The sequence below is a fragment of the Salinibacillus xinjiangensis genome (genome assembly GCF_009649735.1).
Lineage (GTDB): Bacteria > Bacillota > Bacilli > Bacillales > Alkalibacillaceae > Salinibacillus > Salinibacillus xinjiangensis.
Window position 1 is genome coordinate 254,361 of the sequence record NZ_WJNH01000001.1, and the last position, 19,145, is coordinate 273,505.

Here is a 19,145-nt window from a genome sequence, read left to right on the forward strand (position 1 = left end):
TCTCCCTCCCCCATCTTAATATTCTACCTTCTCTCTTCTCATAAAGAACTGTAAGATTAACACCGTAATCAGTGAAATAATCAAAATGACAACCCCAATGGTCGCACCATATCCAAAGTTAAATTGTTTAAAGGCTTGCTGGTACAAGTAGGACCCCATAACGTGTGTTGCATTGTTTGGTCCACCCTGTGTCATAACTTGAACAATAATGAAGGATCCATTCAACGTCGTGATTACGATATACAGAATAGAAACCTTAATTTGCGGCCATACAAGTGGCATCGTAATTTTCCAAAACTGCTGCCATTCGCTAGCACCGTCGATTTCCGCTGCTTCATAATAGCTTTTGGGCACATTGGAAATTCCTCCAATAAGGAGTAGCATGAACAAACCAATACCCGCCCAAACGGATGGAAGAACTAAGCTAGGAAGTGCCCACTCTTCATCCCCGAGCCATGGTCTTGCCCATTCCTCTAAGCCGATCATTTCTAACCCTGAGTTCACAAGTCCTAGTCCTGGGTTGTAAATAAACATCCACAAAATCCCGATAACGACAACGGACATGATATTTGGGAAAAAGAAAATCACGCGGTAGAATGGTGCTTCCTTAATCCGTAGCTGGGTTAAGGCAACCGCAAAGAAGATGGCTAGAATCATAATCCCAATTACTTTTGTGACCACAAGGAAGTAGTCATGCAGAATTGTGCTTGGAAAGATTTCATCATTAAACAATTTGATATAATTGCTAAAGCCTACAAAGTCTTTATCTGCGGCAGAGCCGGACCATTCAAAGAATGAGTAATATAAGCCACTAAAAAGTGGATAGAGGGTAAAAATAGCAAATAAAATAAATGTTGGAACCAAACAAAAAGCTAAAAACAAATATTTCTGCTTTTTCGTCTGTACCATCCAATCACCTCCTGTGAAGTTTGTGTAGGTCTTGGGGTGCCTGTCACGTGACGAATTTAATCTTCAAATTCGCCACGTGACAGGCACCCAGGGATATCCCGGGTACCCTATAAAATGATTATTCGAGTCCGGCGCGATATTCTGCTGCCGCTTCCTCTGCTTCTTGAACAAATTCTTCAGCTGTAATGTTTCCTAGCATTAGTGATACAAGTGAGTTACTAATAGGTGTTTCAAGGTCAGCACTCATTGGATGAGGCTTTTGATAGATTTGAACTTGCTCAGGGTCGTTAATCAATTTGTTTGCATCAATTAAGTAACCAGGAGCATTACTGTCTGCCAAATCAACACCTGTAATGTTCATGATTGCACCAGTGTGCTCAGAGAAGGATTTTGCATATTCCCTTGTGAAAACAAACTCAACAAAAGCTTTTGCAGCTTCTGGATTTTCAGCTTGCTCAGCAATTGCTAATGGACGTAAATCAGGAACAATTGCCATTGGCTCGCCAGCATCGTTCATTGGAGATGGAATGAATCCATATTCAAAGTCTTCAGGCGTATCATTTGCCATCTCATTTGGTAACCAGAATCCAACTGGAATGTATGCATTATCCCCTAGTAAGAAGTTCATTTGAGATTGAGTATGGTTAAGTGCACCGAAACCTTCATCAATGAATCCAGCTTTTTGCATTTCTTCAACCTTCTTCATCACTTCTAGTACAGGTTCACTAGTCCATGCGCCTTCTTTACCTTGGATAACATCAGCAAGTAGTTGGTCCCCACCAGCTGCTCCAAAGGCAGGATATAGTACCCCTCTTAGGAAGTAGTATGGATATTGACCTGTTGTAACAAATGGAGCGATATCTTCATTTGCTTGGATTTCTTCCATAGAGCTCATGAAGCTTTCAAAGTCAGATGGCACTTCATAGCCCTCTGCTTCAAATTTTGCTTTGTCATACCAAGTTCCCCAAGTATCGAAAACAAGTGGTAGGCTGTAAGTTTTACCATCATAGTCAGCAGGATCAACGATAAAGCTGTCTTTAAGCTTTGAACCGTCAGCTAATTCAATGCCCTCTAACCATTCTGTTAAATCCATAAGCTGTCCATCTTCAACCATTTGCGTTTCACTTGAACCAGCACCATCAATGTAAACAACATCTGGTGGATCGTTAGAAACCCAACGTGATCTCATTTCTTCGTTAATGTTAGGACCTGCATGCTCTGTAATGGTTACATCTGGATACTTCTCTTGGAAATCACCAATAACTTCCTTCCACCAAGAATCTCCGTAACCCCCAACGAAGTATTGAATTTCTAGTTCGCCTGAAATTTCACCGTTACCAGTGTCTTCAGAGCCTTCATTCTGTGTATCTTCTTGTTCTGTGTCTTCTGTTTGATCATCGCCTTCACCTTCTGTGTCAGATGAACATCCTGCAATGACACCAAGAATCAGAATCATCGCCAACAACAAAAGATATGGACTTTGTAGAAACTTCTTCACTGCTTTTCCCCCTTGCTAATTATTTTTTTATTGAAAATCATTAATCGTAGAAAGCAGTATTCTACATTAATGACCTTTCAACCATTAATTGGAGTGTTGCTCTGCAATCTCAATCGCTTGGCGAACATACCCATTTGCTTGTTGAATGGCTTCCTTCGCCGTCTCGAGTGAAACATTGGCTTCAAGCATAACAATCGCCGGTTTCACTTCTTTATTAGCTGCAAATAATGCCTTACTTGCTTTTTCATATGGCACCTTCGTAATATCCATGATGATGCTTTTCGCTCTTTCAAGTAATTTATAATTGCTTGCATGCACATCCACCATAAGGTTTTCATACACTTTTCCAAGCTTAACCATAGCGGTTGTACTAATCATATTGAGGACCATTTTGTGGGCAGTGCCAGCCTTTAACCTAGTTGAACCAGTTAACACCTCAGGCCCCACCACCACTTCAATTTCACAATCCGCATATTGACTAATTAACGAATCATGATTACAGGATAAGGATACTGTATAGGCGCCTACTTCCCGAGCACATTTCAGTCCGCCGATCGGATATGGAGTTCGTCCACTCGCAGTAATTCCGATTACGACATCATCCTTAGTGAGTTGTTTTGCCTCAAGATCAAGTCTACCTTGTTCCTCATCATCCTCAGCATTCTCAACGGCACTTTTGACAGCCCCCCCGCCACCAGCCATAATCGTTTGAATCATCTCAGGTGGCGCCATAAAGGTGGGTGGACATTCAGATGCGTCCATAAAGCCTAATCGTCCGCTCGTTCCAGCACCTATATAGAAAAGGCGTCCACCATTTTTAAAAGATTGATAGATTTGATCAGTGGCCTTTTCCACTTGTGGTAAAACCTGTTCAACGGCATCTGCAACTTTTTTGTCTTCTTGATTAATCGTTTTCAAAATATCAATCGTCGACATTTGATCCAATTTCATGCTGTTTTTATTTCTTTTTTCTGTTGTTAGCTTTGATAATTCGGTCATTTATCTCACCTTGCTTTCTTAGCAGATTCAACCAATTCGTTGACAATCACAGCTGCTCCGTATGCTGGTGGTCCATATGATGGTTGATAGATTCCTAGTTTTTTCGTTTCTAAGTATTTGATAAAGGCTGATTTCAACACATTTGAGTACGTAAAAATTGAACCTGTTGTTGTAATCGGAGTCTGTTCATGAAATTGGTGCTGCGACTTTTGGAATAAACTTTCAACATGAAGAGCAAGCTCAAAGGCTGCCTGCTCCAGGATTTCAATCGCCACCGCATCACCCTGTTCGGATGCTTGAATGACGAGCTTGGCAAACCTTGCAATGTCTTTCTTTTCATGCTGACGTCCGTAAATATAACTAACAAGATTTTCTACCTTATCTAGTTTCAGTTCTGTTAGAATGGCATCTGTTAGGCTGGTCTTTTTTCCACGTAGGTCATGAGCACGAGTAATATGGTTAAGCGCTTTCAAACTAATTTGAAAACCACTTCCTTCATCCCCTAAAATATGGCCCCAGCCACCGCTTTTGTACACATCACCGTTTTTGGTCATTCCTGTTGCATTTGATCCTGTACCAGAAATCACTAAAATTCCTTCTCGTTCATCTGGTTTCAGAGCACCTCTAAGGGCAATATATGTATCAGAATGCACAGAAAAAATGACCTTATCCGATAGCTTTAGGTTTGAGGAGATTTTTGTGAACTCTTGTTTCACTTTTTCCTCTTCCTCCATACGACCTACACCAGCTAAGCCTGAGCAGACACCAAGGATTTCGGATGAATCGATCGAAAACTGTTCCATTCCTTGTCGAATGAGATTCTGAAGTCTTAGCCTCATTTCATGAAAGCCGATAATTTGCGGATTAGTCCCCTCTCCTTGCACGGTCATCGAATGCTCATCATGATAACTAGATTGGGCGCCAACCTCACTAAATAAGCATGTGGTCTTAGTACCTCCACCATCAATTCCTATTACAAAAGTCATGAAAAGGCCTCCATGTATGATTTGATTTTATTATATGGTTATTGAAATATTATGTCAATGTTTATCACATTATTCGTTATTTTATTTCAAACTGGGTCAGAGGGACAGGTCCCTTGTCCCAGTTTTAATCTCAATAGCAAGCACCGAGCCTAAGCTGGGACCCCGTGTTTGCTTTCATAAATTCCAATTCTAGTACAAAAAAAGAGCAGCACTAAGGCTGCAATTTAAAAAGTAGGAAACGTATTCTAATTTACACTTTCAATTAGGAAGGAGAGGGAGCAAGAGTGGAATGGACGGAACTCTTGCTCATCTAAAAACGCTTGGAAATGGGAGCATCTAACTTCAATAAGTGCCGTTCTTCCAAATCAATTATTCGGCGATTGGTTTTTGCTACTAGATCTACCAACTGCGCTATGTATTTTTCATGCTGCTTGATTCGGTTTTCTATTGTTTGGCAACGGGGACACGATTGGTGGGCCAACATGAATACGCCTCCTTTACTTTCAATATCTTATTTATACCATGAAAAGGATTTGGTGAAAAATCGGCGAAATTGAAAAACAGTGGAAGATTTTATGAGAAAATGTCGAGATATGACACAAATCTACAAAATATGACCCTATTTTGGGCTAAAAAACATAAATTTAGTAAAATGAAATTAAAAAACAGGACTTTTTTAAATTACTTGAATAACAAGTAATATCAAATCCTTGTAACGTACAAAAGACCCCAAATCCCCTGGGGTCCTCAAAGTTAATTTGTAATCACCCGAACTAGTTCTCTTTCACTACCCTCTGCATTTTCATTAGTCAGTAGTGATGGCTGGATAGTAATAACATGTTCGCTGTCTGCTAATTGACTATTGAGTAAGAATGTCTTTTCACTATCTCCATCAGATGAATAGGTATCAATGCTACGAAGGTATTCACCATCTAAATAAATATCTACAATTCCGTGGTCTGAACCCATTTGGAATGTTAATCCGATAATTTCCCCTGTAAAATTAAACGACAGTGGCTCGTCCACTTGTCCCCCATCCGAAATCACTTGGATGGAACTGAACCGTTCAGCACCCGAATGTAAGAATTCCTCTACTTGGTGATTATTTCTTTTATTTTGGAACATATGTGCACGAATTCGTTCAAACAACTCATCACTCGCCAATTGGTGACCCTCATCATTTAACTGATCTTCTAGGATGTATTCACTATTTGATGATTTTGATGACTCTATTACGTGTTTTATATCTACATAAGTAAGTCCGTAATATTGTGTAAGGTTTTGAATTTGGTCTACCTTTTCGTAATCCACTCCATATTCGATTACCGGAATAATTTCAGTATTTGGATTGTTGCTCATGACAGTCCTTAATAAGTTTTCAAATACAAGTCGAAAATTTTGATCTCCCTGTTCATCATTAGAGCCATACGGAGCTATGGTCAGCAGTATCAAATCATAACTCTCTAGCTCAGCATTTGAGTAGTCAGCAAGTAAACGAAAAACTCGGTCTTCTTCTGTAGTTAGAAAATCCACATTTGTTTCTGAATCGTATTGATTATGTATGGACTTCTTAAACCGATCAATCCACAAACTATCAGGTTCATCCATCTTATATCGATTTCCCATAACTAATATATCAATAGACTTGCTTTCTTTTAGTTTATCGTAGAGCCCTAAATCTTCACTTGATTCTGTCTTACTACTTGATGCAGTCAAACTACGGTCAGTCTGGAGATTTTCTAGCTTAATTTCTTGATATTTTGGTCCTACAAAAACTATAAGTATGAGAGCAATTAACATCGTAATGATCAAAAAAATACCTAACTTCCTTTTCAAAGCCATCTCCCCCAACAACATACATACTAAGATTTATTTTACATTTTTCTGGTACCATTGTCACGAGATGATAGATTTCGTCAGATTTTTTGAAAGAAAAAACAGCATATGATTCATATGCTGCCGAAAAGAAGGTCTTCATTTTCTTGAAAGAGAGAGTCATAGATACATCGCAACAAGACCTAATACCCCTCCTAGAAAAGCCCCAATAATGAAAGATTTAAAATTCACATACTCTGGGTTAACCATTAGGTATTCCCCCTTTATTGGTGGAGTCTGTATTGCTATTCTATTTTTATTCTCTTTCTACTTTTAATATACCATTATTTAGTAAATGGAAGTGGGGATTTCCTTACAGTCGTGTGAATTTTTTCTAGGTGACGGTAGAGCATGGTGGAAGATGCTGAAGTGCGTTTATAAAAAGCTAAAGACTGAGGTGATTTTGATGAAGGAGGTGAGATATGCTGAAGTTATGTGTGTATCGGCTAAAGTTCACATGCGAGATGCTAAAGAATGAAATGAATATGCTGGAATAGTTGGGAAAAACGCTGAAGCATGATCGCGGGTGGTCAAATGCTGAAGTTCGGGTCGCAATTGCTTAAGTTGAACCTATAAATGCTAAAGATCAATGATTTTGCTGAAGAACTCCTGCCTTGCGCTGAAGATTGAAAGCATTATGCTTAAATCCCGGTACACCAAGCTCAACAAACACCTAAAAATGCTGAACCGCCCCGCCGAAATCCCGCACCCTGGCCCCACCACAAACCCAAAAAAGGCCTACACCCCTCTCAGGCATAGACCTCTTCTCCAACTCAAACCATCTGAAGTGAACCTTTCAAATCCTTGCACTCTGCCAAAGCATCAGAATCCGCAATTACGGTCACATTTGGATGCTGATGAAGTGCTGAAGCCGGGAAGGATTCATCAATTTCCCTCGTAACGAGCTGCTTCATAGCACCTGCTTTGTTTTTACCAGATACCAATAAAACAATTTCTTTACTCTTTAAAATACTCTCAATCCCCATCGTAATTGCAGAGGTAGGTACTTCATCCATCGAGTCAAAGAAACGAGCGTTTGCTTGTCTTGTCGATTCTGCTAGTTTTACGATATGTGTCTTACTTTGAAAAGAAGTACCGGGTTCGTTAAAACCAATATGACCATTGACTCCAATTCCTAGTATTTGCACATCGACTCCAAGCTCTTGAACTAGCTTTTCATAGTCCGTACATTCCTGCTCTAAACTCTCTGCTTTCCCATTTGGTATATATGTGTTTTCCGGCCGAACATTGATATGTTTAAACAGATTTTTTTCCATGAAGTAACGATAACTGTTAGGGTCGTCTGGGCTTAGTCCCACATACTCATCCAAATTGACAGTACGAACCTGTTCATAGGAAGTTTGATTATCCTTATGATCCTGAATGAGTCTCTCATAGGTTCCAGTCGGTGTACTTCCTGTTGCTAAACCTAATACAGTTGAGGGTTTCTGAGTAATTTGTTTGATCAATAAATGAGCAGCATACTCACTCATTTCATCATAGTTTTTTACAGCTACAATTTTCACTTACAAAACCTCCTCCCGTTGAAAAGCAACAAGGCCTCGGCATATCGTTAAGGCAACATCATAGTTTTCGTCTAAAATGACAAGGTCGGCATCCTTTCCTTCTGTAATACTTCCTTTACGGTCGAATAGCTTCAATTCTTTTGCTGGATTTACGGATGCCATTTGCATGAGCTCTTCTAGGTTTGTGTCAGTAAACGAAAGCATATTTTGAATAGAACGATTCATCTTCAAAACGCTGCCTGCCAATGTTCCATCCGTCAAGGTCGCTTTATCATCTTTAACGGTAACAGATTGTCCACCTAAATCGTATACACCACTTTTTAGGCATTTGGCTCTGATTGCATCGGTAATGAGAACCAATCGATCCTTTCCAATCTGCTGATAGGACAGGTTCACCATTTCAGGGGCAACATGAACGCCATCTACAATCAATTCCGTCATCAAGTCGTCCTTCAAATAGGCAGCCCCTACAACCCCAGGTTCACGGTGATGAAGTCCACGCATTTGGTTAAATAAATGGGTGGCATGTGAAACGCCTGCATGGATGGCATCCTCCACTTGCTCAAATGTAGCATCAGAATGGCCAATTGACGCGATCACACCAGTTTCTTTTAAATGCTTCGTGAGTTGAAGGTCAGGATCTTCTTCTGGTGCAAGAGTAACAAGCTTGATTAAATCACTTGCTTTCGTTTGCCATTCTTTAAACACTTCCACATTTGGCGTATCGATGTATTCACTTGGCTGAGCCCCAGCCCGATTGGGTGATATAAACGGACCCTCTAAATGAATTCCAACAACTTCCGCCTGTCCAGGTTTATTGTACCCGTTCTCCTCATAATATGAAACATTGGTTAGCGCATGCTTAATCGCTTCATGGCTTTGCGTCATCGTAGTCGCTAAAAAGCTAGTGGTTCCTTCTTTCGGCAACGTTTTGGTCATGACATTTAAAGCATCAGCGGTTGCATCCATGACATCAGCACCACCCGCCCCATGAATGTGCACATCAATAAATCCAGGTAACATGGAATGCTGTTCGGAAAGTTGAATTTCCTTATAGTCACGAACAGAATCTGCATTTAGTGTATCTACATGACCGACTTCGGTGATTTTATTTTGTTCAATTTTTACATACCCACGCTCATAAGTTTCGTGTTCTGCAAAAATCTTCATCCCTTTTAAGAGAATTTTTTCGTCCATAAAAAGCACCCCGTTTAACAATATAACATATTCCTTTAATTCAAGCCCTCAGCATTTAACGAAAGCAAAGGAATTCGCTTCTCATACTTTTTAATCAAGGCTTCGTTATGTCCATCAGAACCTTCAATGTTTCCACTTAAAAAGACAGGTGGTTCAAAGTTTGCATCAGCCATCACTTTAATGGATTCCGCAAAAATACTATTTAAAATCGTCGCACCTACAACAGTAGAGGTTGGAGCAAACGGAACTTTTACCTTTTCATATGATAAGATAGCATCCCCTTTTACGGAATAGTTATCAATCACAAGATCAACCGAATCAGCTAAATGCTTACCACTCTTGTGACGAGATGGCTGACTCTTGGAATATTCAATAGATGTAATGCCAATCACAAATGCACCTTTCTCTTTCGCATATTGTGCCACATCTACAGGTACAGGATTCCGACCTGATGTAGATAGTACAAACACCACGTCATTCGGTTGAATTTCTTGATCCTGTAAAAAGTTTTTAGCATAATCATTTTTCCGCTCCAATTGAGAGGAACGTAGCGCGCCCTCGTGAAGCATTAAGGGCTCATATAAAATTGGATTAATCGGCACCAATCCACCCGCACGGTAAAATACTTCTTCAGTTAAAATATGGGAATGGCCACAGCCGAACAGCTGTATGATACCACCATTTTGAATGCTGTCTGCAACTTTTTGGGCTGCTTGCTTCAGTTTGTCCTCTTGATTATCAATCACAAGGTTCAGACGTTCTTCTACTTTTTGAAAATACGTATTTAGCAACGTTATCCCTCCAAGGCTTGCATAATTTTTTCGACTTCTGCCGGAATCGTTCTACCAGTTTCTTTATCGATGGTTGAGCCGAAGATATGAGGCATGAAAAATTCGATTTCGATATCTTTAACAGCCTGAATGATTTCTTTTATGTTAGACGCGCTAATACCACCCGCAGGTTCAATGCCACGGATTCCCTTTTGAGCCGCTACCTTCGTTAAGTAAACGAGCTCTTCCAAATGGGCTTCTCCCTTTAATGGCATAAATTTGATGGATTCAATACCCATAGCTTGTGCAATTTCCACGAGTTCTTCCACTTTCATCTCTAAACCAGATGGTAACTTGACGGTTCCTACACTTCCACTTGGTACTACTAAAGCATTGACCAATTGCGGCATCCCTTTTCCAGCTAAATAGCCATTGGCATAAGCGCACTGGTCAAAAGGCTGGTTGATATGCCCTGGGTTTGATAAAGCCGCAATATCCACTACTCGTTTCGCAAACTCAGGGTTTCCACCTCCACCAAGGCCAATAGAAACCACATCTGAGGCAGCTTTTATTTCTTTTACACGGCTTGCACCTTTATCTATATTATCAAAATCAGACGCTACTATACCCGGAACAACAAACCCTTTTCCGGCAGTCATTACTTCCTCCGTATTTTTTTGATCCTGAGCGAGAAAGTTAAACAGAACAAAATCATATAATTTATTTTTAAGCATTTTCGTTTCCTTCTTTCATTTGGTCAATCAGCTTCACCATGTTTTCCAACGCAACTTGAATGACTTTTTCACCTTTTTCTTCCGTAGCAAGCGTAGCATCCCCTAACACCGCTGACTTCGTAAATTCCTCCCAAGGTGTTGGCGTCACGTCAGCTGACATCGGGATATTTGGAATATCATTAATCGCCTTGTTCATGTCCACAAACTCAGGCGCTAGGTAAAGCATAAAGGATGTTTCAATCTCACAAGCGTGAAAATAAGTGCCATGACTAGACTTTGTTTCGCGAATTTCAGGAACAACCTTATTCATACCAGGATAGAACAGGTAAAGGACCTTTAACTCAGGGTAGATTTCGTAAAGCTTTCTTGCCGCTTCCTTCATGGCAACCGCATTGCCCAAATGACCGTTCACCATGGCAAACACCTTAAATCCTTGCTCATACAAGCTCTTGCCAATATCCACAATGAAGCTGATTAAGGAATCATTGGAAATGTTGATGCTTCCCGGAAAATTTTTCAAGCTCCATACTTGTCCATATGGCAAGGTTGGGAGAATATATCCATTCACACGCTCAGCCAATTTTTCGCTTAAACGTTCTGCAAGTAAATTGTCCGTACCTAGTGGAAGGTGGGGGCCATGTGCCTCCACCGCTCCTATGGGAAGGATCGCTACCTTTTTATCTGCAATCCGATCTTTGACCTTATAGGAATTTTCATATTGAAATTGCATGGGATCACCTCAGATGACTTATTTTTTAAATGTAAAGCAACGTGCTGGATTCTCAACGAAAAACTTCTGGATTAATTTTTCACCGTCAAAGCCTTTTTGGTTAGCCTCATCAATAAATCTTGGCACCCACTTGGCAATGATGTACTCCAGGCCTAAGCCATAATCGTAATGCTTATAGTAGGTTTTACGAGCTGTATCACCAGACACTAAAATTTGATCCTCATAGCCTTTGCTAACAAGGTCTAAAATACATTGAATGCGTGTGGATTCGGGAGCATATTTGATTTTGGCAATGCCATCAAAACTTAAATATGCACCAGTTTTGGCGATTTGTTCATGGTAGTATGGGTCAGGATTTCGATCCATGTGACCAATGCTTAAATATTCAAGGTTTACATTTTCTGATTTCAGCAATTCAATTTGCTCTAAGCCCATCGTGCCTGCTTCAGTGTGTGAGTGAACAGGTGCCTTTGTGATATGATGAGCACGGGCAACCGCACGCAATGTTTTGATTTCTAGCGGAGATATGCGATTATATCCGGTTCCGAACTTCACTTGACCAGCTTTAAAAGGAGTACCTTCTAGGCCTTCCTCTACTTCGCGAACAACAAAATCAGTTAATTCATTGATGGTTGCTTGATCAATCCATTCTGCATAAGTTTCATAGTTTCCAATAATCGGTTTTAGTTCTTCCTTAATTCGCGCATCCCAAAGAAAGCTTTTATTAAAGCCGGCAGTTCCAACAATGTGTAGATCCAGTTCATCAGAAATTTCTTTGACCGCTTGCACATCGCGGCCATAATCAATCGCTGTTGCATCGACAATGGATTGGCCACCATGACGTTGGAAATCCTCAACATCTTTTTTGGATTTTTCTTTATCATCTAGTAATAAATCATCTGCACCTTTTTGCACCCAATAGTCAGGACGGCAGACAATGTGTTCATGTGAATAGGTGAAACCTAATTCTTCTGGTTTAATATCCCCTCTTAACGTACGAATAAAGCTCATTTGATCCTTCCTCCTTAACGTGTTCAAATTCTATGATGGAAAAAACCGACATCAAGATGCCGGTTTTATGAAATTTTTATATTCAATTAAAATAATGAAGCTATTAATTTAATGATTGGGCCTAGTACGAACATATCTGAGTCAGCAGCCCACATGGCTGTATCTGGAATAGTAGAGTCTAGTAACATTCTAACGGTAATATATTGACCCCATGCGACAACTGTTGCAGTGATGAAACCACCCATAAGGGCACCGCGCACACCACCTGTTGAGTTACCAAACACACCTGCTGTTGCACCGTGGAAGAATAATACAATCATAGTTGGTACAAACACATACCCGATGGTTCCACCAAGCACAACTAACCAAATTAAGCCACCTGCGAATGCACCTAAGAAACCTAGGATTACGGCATTTGGAGCTGCTGTAAATACTACTGGAGCATCAAGTGCTGGTTTTGCACCAGGTACAAGCTTGGTTGCAATTCCGTTAAAGGCTGGAACAATTTCACCAATAAACATTTTTACCCCGAATAGAACCACTGCGATACCAGCAGCAAATGTAAACGATTGAATAATAGAGTAAATGATAAAGTTTTGATCTCCGGATTGAGCAATCAACTCTTCAGCGCCAGGAGTTCCTTTCACAGTTAAAACAACGGCACCTACTAAGAACAAAATACTCATCGTTAGAGCGGTAATAACGTTTGAATCTCTTAAGAACTCAAGTCCCTTTGGTAATTTAATTTTTTCAGAGTCATTTTCTTTGTTACCGAACCATTTACCAAACCATGCCGCAAGCAGAGCAACAATCGCGGAAGTATGACCTAACGCAATGCTATCGTTCCCCATAACCTTACGCATATAAGGCTGCACGATGGCTGGTTGGAATGTCCAATAAATCCCCATAAATACAGATAAGAATAAGACCAATACACCAAATGAAACATCTGTTGTGGTATCAATGATAATTCCAGCGAAAATTGTGGTTGTCCAGAACATCATATGACCAGTTAGATAGATATACTTGAAACGAGTAAAGCGAGCTAATAAAACGTTCACGATAAAACCAATAAACATAGCAAGTGTTACGGCTGAACCATACTCATTGTTAAAGGCTTCTTGCCCCATAAATTTTCCTAAAGAGGCGCCTTCAATTCCGAATACCTCTTTCCACATCGGTTCAAAAATACCTAAAGACCCTGTAATAACACCAGCACCGGCATTAATAATTAAAAATCCAATCATTGCTTTGAATGTACCGCTAATGGTTTGACTTGCTGATTTTTTTTGTAAGAGTAAACCTAGTAAAACGATGAAACCTAGTAAAATTGCAGGTACACCAAAGATGTTAGACGCTATCCATGAAATGACTTCCATTGTTATGACCTCCCCCGATCAAATATTAATTAGTTCATGTTGGCTTCTAAAGCTGTTTTAATTTCCTCTGTATCAAAGTAGTTATTCACGATTACGATTTTAGAGCTGTGCCCTTCTAAAGACTGTGATAACTCATTGCTTGTAATGATATAATCTGGACTCTCAGCTGCAGCACTTGAAACATCTGTGTTTTCTACCTCTGCATCAATACCCATTTCACGTAAAACCGTTTCCACATTCATTCGTAAAATCAAGCTAGTTCCTTGTCCTAATCCACACACACATAAAATTTTCATCATTAATTCCCTCCAATGATATGATTGATTTCATCATGATTATTGACTTCTAATAGCTTATCGATGTTTGCAGGATCACCTAGTAAACCCATTAGCTTTTGTAAAACACTTAAATGCTCATCACTCGATGATGCCCCTAAACCAAAGACCAATTGAACCGGGTCATTGGAATCATGTCCGAATCGAACTGGCTCCTTTAATCGGATAAAAGATACACACGCCTCTTTTACTCCATCCTCTGGCCTTGCATGTGGCATAGCGATGTTTGGTGCAAGGACAAAATAAGGTCCATTTTCATTAAAGGAATTCACCATCGCCTCGACATATGAATCCTCAACTAATTCGGATTCATAAAGTAATTTTCCTGTTTCTCGAATTGCTTCCTCAGGGCTATTAGCGTTTACGTCTAATGCCACCAAGGATTTATCTAAAAATTTCAAGATTGACACCTCCATGTTTCTCCGTTGTTATGCTGTTTTAGATATGGAATGGTTTATCATTTTAAGCATTTCTTTCGTAGATGTTGCTTTTTTCAGCTTTTTAACTTCCTCAGAGTTAGAAAATAACTGCGTGAGTTGAGATAAAGCTTTTAAATGAGTTTCGTTGTCCATGGCAGCAAGCACAACGAGGAAATGAACATCATGCTTGGAATCCTTAGAAAATGAAACCTGCTCGTCTAGCCTTAACAAACTCATTCCAAGTTTGCGCACCCCATCCTCTGGTTTGGCATGCGGGATGGCAAATTTCGGTGCAATAACAATATAAGGCCCAAATTGTTCTACATTTTTGATCATGGCTTCGATATAATGCTTGGTAATAAAACCGTTTTGAAGAAGGGGTTGAGCGGCTAATGTGATCGCTTCCTTCCAATCTCTAACAGACTTCTGAATCTGAATCATATCGGCTTTAATGAGTTCAGTTAAGCTCGGTTTATAATGCTCATTTAGCGTAACCTCTGGGCGTTTTACATAGTGCTTCAGTTCTTCATATAGTTTGTTGCGGTCTCGAATGTCTGCGTGTCGTTCAATAATATCCATCAAACCATCAATGGAAAGTGCTTGTGACGTTGAATGGTTGTATAAAAGGTTAACCTTTTTCAACAGCCCTTCCTTTTCCGCATCAGTTAAAATCGGATTCACCACAAAAACGGGATGGTCTTTTTTCGTAACAGGTGTAGTGGAAATGACGAGATCTACATCAAATGACCCTTCCTCATACTCCCGTACAGATACGGTTTCCGTAATATCAATCGTTGAAAAAAGCCCCTCAAGCTGTTGCTTTAAAATTTGTGAGGTTCCGACACCGGTTGCACACACGACTAAAGCTTTTTTTCTTTCCGACGTGGTAGCACCCTCTTTTCTCATCCATCCGCCTAGGTGCATCGCTATAAAAGCGATTTCATTTTCGTGCAAGGATTTGCCAACCATTTGTTCAAAATGATGAACCACTTTTTTCGTGATCATAAACACTTCTTCATACTTGGCTTTCACTGCATCTAAAAGTTGATTTTCGACCTCAAGCCCATATTTAATTCTGTAGTAGGCCGGCTTTAAATGAATAAGAAGATTTTTTATGAGTAATTCCCGATTTTGAAAAAGCAAACAGGCGTATTTCTGAAAATCATTAACCATCTTCTCTGCAACCTCACGCAGGCTATCAGATAAGGATTCATTTAACAAATCATCACTTGAGTAGTTGATTCTTGCCCCTAATAAGTGGGTTGTTAAATAGAATTGCTCCTCTTCAGGAACGGGAAAATGATAGTTCTTTTCCATTCTTCTACTTATATATTGAGCTGCCTGAAACGCTTTAGTTTCACTCAATACTTCCTTCTCAACGGTATCCACTCGAACAATATGGCCCTGCTTAATCCGTTTGCCAAATAAGACAAGTCGTAAACTCATGCTGTGCAACACATCATCAGTAAACTGAATGTTCAATTCCTTTTCACTTTCCGATATTATGTTGTACAACGTCTTTAACAAGCTAATATCAAAGAGCTGTGTCTCCTCACCTTTGTTCAAAGAGTTTACGTGCATTTGAATTTTGGCTAACAGTGATTGCCAGTTTTGTTCAGGAATCGCTAGTGATAAATAGTAGACGATCGCCTTTCGAATATCGGTCTCCTCACCTAGCATGGTGTAGCCTAATTTACGATCAAATTCGAGGTCAAGACCGAACTTCTGGATGTCTTCCTTTAAGGCTTTAATATCTTCTATCGTTGTATTGCGACTAACTCTTACCTTTTCCATTAAACTTTCCAGATGAAGCTTTTCTTCACTGGCCATAATATAAATGGCAATCCAAGCTTTACGCTCACTAGCCGAATATTCGTAGTGCCAGGCATGCATCTCCCCGAGCTTGTCCGGGATCCTATCCTTCGTCTCATCGGTTAGAATAAGTCCAGCAGAACGAACCTGTTCAATCTTGTCTAATCTCTGGCTTTCCAACCAATGATTAATCTTATCGATGTCATAATAAATCGTTCGACGAGATACATTGAGTCTTTCTGTTAATTCTTTAATGGATAAATAAGAATCGGCATGAATTAATTGCATTAATATAGCAGTACTGCGCTTGTCTAGTGACATTTTGTCCTACCTCCTTGCACAATTAGTTTGTGCAAAAAAGTTCGTTAGCAATTGCTTAACTTTATAATAACCCCTTTGACCTGATTGTGTAAGACCAAATGGTGGTGAGGAGTTTGTGCAAAATTGGGCTGGGGTGGGTGAAAGTTTGTGCAAGAGGGGTGAGGAGATGAACTTGGGTAAATGGATTCTGTTTATTTTTGTTGGAATTCAGTCTGTTATCACTTTTTATCAGTCAGTTTTGTTGATAATCACGTCACAAGGGGGTCGTATCCAGTCGTGGCACTTAGGGGGAATTTCATTCAGTCAGGATGTTAATTAATCAAGTTTTTCATTAAAATAAATCAATCACTCTCTACTGGTAATCACGCCACTTTTTTCGGTAATTATGTCAGTTTCAAATTATTCCTGTCAGCTCGCTTTTCTCAGGTCATAATGCGCTTAAATCAAGTCACATCTCAATATAATCAAGTCAAGAACATTCACATTTCGGTCTGAACCTTATTTAAATACACAAAAAAATTGCCCAAAGCACCTATGCACCTTGGGCAACGTTAACTATCAGAGCACAACCTTAGTCCCAATCTCATTTCCACTCGTAAAAGAAACAAGACTCCCCTTTTCTTTTCCATTTAAAATAACCACTTCCGGCACCGCAAACATTAACGCCTCAAGTGCCGCTTTTACTTTCGGGATCATCCCTTCTTTAATATCACCAGACACAATCATCTCTTCTACTTCTGGTTTGGTCACTTGGGTTAAAATTTGCTTTACTCCTTCTACCTCTTTATAAATACCTGGAATGTTACTGACAAAACAGAGCTTGCCGCCGAGTGCTTTGGCAACTGCCGCCGCTGCTACGTCGCCATTAATGTTGTACCGCTCCCCCTGTTCATCTAAGCCTATCGGAGAAATGACTGGAATTAGGTCCTGTTCCACGACTTGTTTAATCAAATAAATATTGACTTCCTCCACCTGACCAACATAGCCTAATGCCGAATCTTGCAATGGAGATGCTTGTAGTAAATCTCCATCGACACCACTCATCCCAATGGCCTGACCACCAGCCTGTTTGAGTGTTCGAACGACCTGCTTATTTACCTTACCGCTTAGGACCATCTCAACTACATCCAGCACATCGCTCGTCGTCTTTCGCATCCCATTTACAAAAGTCGTTTCAATGTTTAACTGTGTTAGGAGTTCAGAGATGAGCGGACCTCCACCATGTACAATAACAGGCTTCCATTCGCCACGCCTTTGTATGTCCACAATATCCTGATAAAAGGAAAAAGGTAGTTCCTCTAAGACACTACCTCCAAATTTTATGATGAGATATTTCATCTGACCACCACCTACGTTCGATATGAGGCATTGATTCGGACATATTCGTATGATAAATCACAGCCCCATGCATTACCTTTGCCGTTTCCTTGATGAAAATCGATGTATAAAGTTACATGCTCTTTTTCCAGTTCTTTTTTCGCTTCTTCTTCATTAAAGGACAGCGGAAGTCCTTGATTCACCACTTTGACCGAACCAATCGCAACGGTTAGCTGATGTGGGTCGAGTGTTTCACCAGAATACCCAACAGCCACAACAATTCGACCCCAATTCGGGTCCTCACCATGAATGGCCGTTTTCACTAAGTTGGAGGAAATCACCGTTTTAGCAATATTTCGCGCTGCTTGATCACTTGCTACTCCATTTACTTGGACTTCAACCAGTTTCGTAGCACCTTCGCCATCTCGTGCAATCTGCTTAGAGAGAGATTCGCACACAAATTTCAATCCATCTACAAAGGTTGACCAATCCACATGGTCTTTGGTTAACGGTTCATTTCCAGCTAACCCATTGGCCATGGCAAGCACCATATCATTTGTACTCGAATCCCCATCAACGGATATACAGTTAAAGGTCTCATTTGTGATTTCCTTTAAAGCTTGATGTAGATCTTGATGATGAATATTCGCATCTGTCGTAATAAAGCCGAGCATTGTGGCCATATTCGGATGAATCATGCCAGACCCTTTTGCTACCCCACCAATTGAAATCTGTTTCCCATTAATCTCTAATTGAACGGCTACATTTTTCGTAAAGGTATCGGTTGTTAAAATCGCCTTTTCAAAATCAGTTGGAGCATTGGATGTCATAGCATCAGGAATTTGGGTAATGCCTGAATTGATTTTATACATTGGTAAAAGGTCACCAATTAAACCTGTTGAAACTACAGCCGCATAATGCTCTTTTATGCCAATTGCTTTGGTAAATTGTGACCGCATTTCATAGGCATCCAGCATGCCCTGCTCACCTGTACAAGTATTTGCCTTTCCTGAGTTGACAATAATCCCTTGTAGCTTCCCCTCTTTTGCTACACTTTCCTTCGTTACAATAAGGGGGGCTGCCTGAAAAAGATTGGTTGTATATACGCCCGCTGCTTCAGCCGGCACTTCTGAGTACAACCATCCTAAATCCTTCCGTTTCCTCTTAATCCCGCAGTGCATGCCGCCCGCGGTAAATCCTTTTGGCGTTGTGACTGACCCGTTGGCTAGAACCTGCAATTTTTTCTCAGCCACCTCGTAAAAAGTACTCAATTTCGTCCCCCCTTTAGTTATTGGTGGAGTCATTTAGGTTGGAGTGCTGAAGATAT

The 19,145-nt window shown here is 40.2% G+C and carries 18 protein-coding genes; all 18 read right to left on the reverse strand.

Annotated elements, in window-relative coordinates; genetic code table 11:
- Positions 1-15: 15 nt before the first annotated feature.
- Positions 16-909: a carbohydrate ABC transporter permease gene (locus GH754_RS01145; RefSeq protein ID WP_153726897.1), complete on the reverse strand. Its 894-nt coding sequence runs from the start codon at positions 907-909 to the stop codon at positions 16-18.
- Between the two features lie 118 nt (positions 910-1,027).
- Entirely contained in the window at positions 1,028-2,407 is a 1,380-nt protein-coding gene (locus GH754_RS01150) for an ABC transporter substrate-binding protein (RefSeq protein WP_407690643.1), read from the reverse strand.
- Between the two features lie 84 nt (positions 2,408-2,491).
- A complete protein-coding gene (gene murQ, locus GH754_RS01155; RefSeq protein ID WP_153726898.1) occupies positions 2,492-3,406 on the reverse strand; it encodes an N-acetylmuramic acid 6-phosphate etherase in 915 nt (304 codons plus the stop codon).
- 5 nt (positions 3,407-3,411) lie between these two features.
- Positions 3,412-4,392: an N-acetylglucosamine kinase gene (locus tag GH754_RS01160; protein ID WP_153726899.1), complete on the reverse strand. Its 981-nt coding sequence runs from the start codon at positions 4,390-4,392 to the stop codon at positions 3,412-3,414.
- A gap of 310 nt (positions 4,393-4,702) precedes the next feature.
- Positions 4,703-4,876: a hypothetical protein gene (locus tag GH754_RS01165; protein ID WP_153726900.1), complete on the reverse strand. Its 174-nt coding sequence runs from the start codon at positions 4,874-4,876 to the stop codon at positions 4,703-4,705.
- A gap of 269 nt (positions 4,877-5,145) precedes the next feature.
- Entirely contained in the window at positions 5,146-6,228 is a 1,083-nt protein-coding gene (locus GH754_RS01170) for an SGNH/GDSL hydrolase family protein (protein WP_153726901.1), read from the reverse strand.
- A gap of 812 nt (positions 6,229-7,040) precedes the next feature.
- A complete protein-coding gene (nagB, locus tag GH754_RS01175; RefSeq protein WP_323741793.1) occupies positions 7,041-7,793 on the reverse strand; it encodes a glucosamine-6-phosphate deaminase in 753 nt (250 codons plus the stop codon).
- The gene (nagA, locus tag GH754_RS01180) at positions 7,794-8,990 is read right to left on the reverse strand and encodes an N-acetylglucosamine-6-phosphate deacetylase (protein ID WP_153726902.1); all 1,197 of its coding nucleotides are present in this window, start codon (positions 8,988-8,990) and stop codon (positions 7,794-7,796) included. It lies immediately after the preceding gene.
- Positions 8,991-9,025: 35 nt separating this feature from the next.
- A complete protein-coding gene (locus GH754_RS01185; protein WP_153726903.1) occupies positions 9,026-9,781 on the reverse strand; it encodes an SIS domain-containing protein in 756 nt (251 codons plus the stop codon).
- Positions 9,782-9,783: 2 nt separating this feature from the next.
- Positions 9,784-10,494: a KDGP aldolase gene (locus GH754_RS01190; protein WP_153726904.1), complete on the reverse strand. Its 711-nt coding sequence runs from the start codon at positions 10,492-10,494 to the stop codon at positions 9,784-9,786.
- A complete protein-coding gene (locus GH754_RS01195) occupies positions 10,487-11,224 on the reverse strand; it encodes a creatininase family protein (RefSeq protein ID WP_153726905.1) in 738 nt (245 codons plus the stop codon). Before GH754_RS01195 ends, GH754_RS01190 begins: the two co-directional genes overlap by 8 nt.
- An 18-nt stretch (positions 11,225-11,242) precedes the next feature.
- Entirely contained in the window at positions 11,243-12,235 is a 993-nt protein-coding gene (locus GH754_RS01200; protein ID WP_153726906.1) for a phosphotriesterase family protein, read from the reverse strand.
- An 86-nt stretch (positions 12,236-12,321) separates the two neighbouring features.
- Positions 12,322-13,614, reverse strand: coding sequence for a PTS ascorbate transporter subunit IIC (locus tag GH754_RS01205; RefSeq protein ID WP_153726907.1), 1,293 nt, complete (start codon positions 13,612-13,614; stop codon positions 12,322-12,324).
- 29 nt (positions 13,615-13,643) lie between these two features.
- A complete protein-coding gene (locus GH754_RS01210; protein ID WP_153727181.1) occupies positions 13,644-13,910 on the reverse strand; it encodes a PTS sugar transporter subunit IIB in 267 nt (88 codons plus the stop codon).
- Between the two features lie 2 nt (positions 13,911-13,912).
- Positions 13,913-14,350, reverse strand: a complete 438-nt coding sequence (locus tag GH754_RS01215; protein ID WP_153726908.1) for a PTS sugar transporter subunit IIA — start codon at positions 14,348-14,350, stop codon at positions 13,913-13,915.
- Positions 14,351-14,377: 27 nt separating this feature from the next.
- Positions 14,378-16,501: a BglG family transcription antiterminator gene (locus GH754_RS01220; protein ID WP_153726909.1), complete on the reverse strand. Its 2,124-nt coding sequence runs from the start codon at positions 16,499-16,501 to the stop codon at positions 14,378-14,380.
- Between the two features lie 558 nt (positions 16,502-17,059).
- The gene (gene argB, locus GH754_RS01225) at positions 17,060-17,839 is read right to left on the reverse strand and encodes an acetylglutamate kinase (protein ID WP_153726910.1); all 780 of its coding nucleotides are present in this window, start codon (positions 17,837-17,839) and stop codon (positions 17,060-17,062) included.
- A gap of 11 nt (positions 17,840-17,850) precedes the next feature.
- The gene (gene argJ, locus GH754_RS01230; protein ID WP_228550089.1) at positions 17,851-19,089 is read right to left on the reverse strand and encodes a bifunctional glutamate N-acetyltransferase/amino-acid acetyltransferase ArgJ; all 1,239 of its coding nucleotides are present in this window, start codon (positions 19,087-19,089) and stop codon (positions 17,851-17,853) included.
- Positions 19,090-19,145 lie beyond the last annotated feature (56 nt).

Coding starts and splice junctions, on each gene's coding strand:
- GH754_RS01145 (WP_153726897.1), bottom strand. CDS start 909: ATGGTACAGACGAAAAAGCAGAAATATTTGTTTTTAGCTTTTTGTTTG.
- GH754_RS01200 (WP_153726906.1), bottom strand. CDS start 12,235: ATGAGCTTTATTCGTACGTTAAGAGGGGATATTAAACCAGAAGAATTA.
- GH754_RS01160 (WP_153726899.1), bottom strand. CDS start 4,392: ATGACTTTTGTAATAGGAATTGATGGTGGAGGTACTAAGACCACATGC.
- GH754_RS01195 (WP_153726905.1), bottom strand. CDS start 11,224: ATGCAATTTCAATATGAAAATTCCTATAAGGTCAAAGATCGGATTGCA.
- argB (WP_153726910.1), bottom strand. CDS start 17,839: ATGAAATATCTCATCATAAAATTTGGAGGTAGTGTCTTAGAGGAACTA.
- GH754_RS01190 (WP_153726904.1), bottom strand. CDS start 10,494: ATGCTTAAAAATAAATTATATGATTTTGTTCTGTTTAACTTTCTCGCT.
- nagA (WP_153726902.1), bottom strand. CDS start 8,990: ATGGACGAAAAAATTCTCTTAAAAGGGATGAAGATTTTTGCAGAACAC.
- GH754_RS01220 (WP_153726909.1), bottom strand. CDS start 16,501: ATGTCACTAGACAAGCGCAGTACTGCTATATTAATGCAATTAATTCAT.
- GH754_RS01205 (WP_153726907.1), bottom strand. CDS start 13,614: ATGGAAGTCATTTCATGGATAGCGTCTAACATCTTTGGTGTACCTGCA.
- murQ (WP_153726898.1), bottom strand. CDS start 3,406: ATGACCGAATTATCAAAGCTAACAACAGAAAAAAGAAATAAAAACAGC.
- GH754_RS01165 (WP_153726900.1), bottom strand. CDS start 4,876: ATGTTGGCCCACCAATCGTGTCCCCGTTGCCAAACAATAGAAAACCGA.
- GH754_RS01210 (WP_153727181.1), bottom strand. CDS start 13,910: ATGAAAATTTTATGTGTGTGTGGATTAGGACAAGGAACTAGCTTGATT.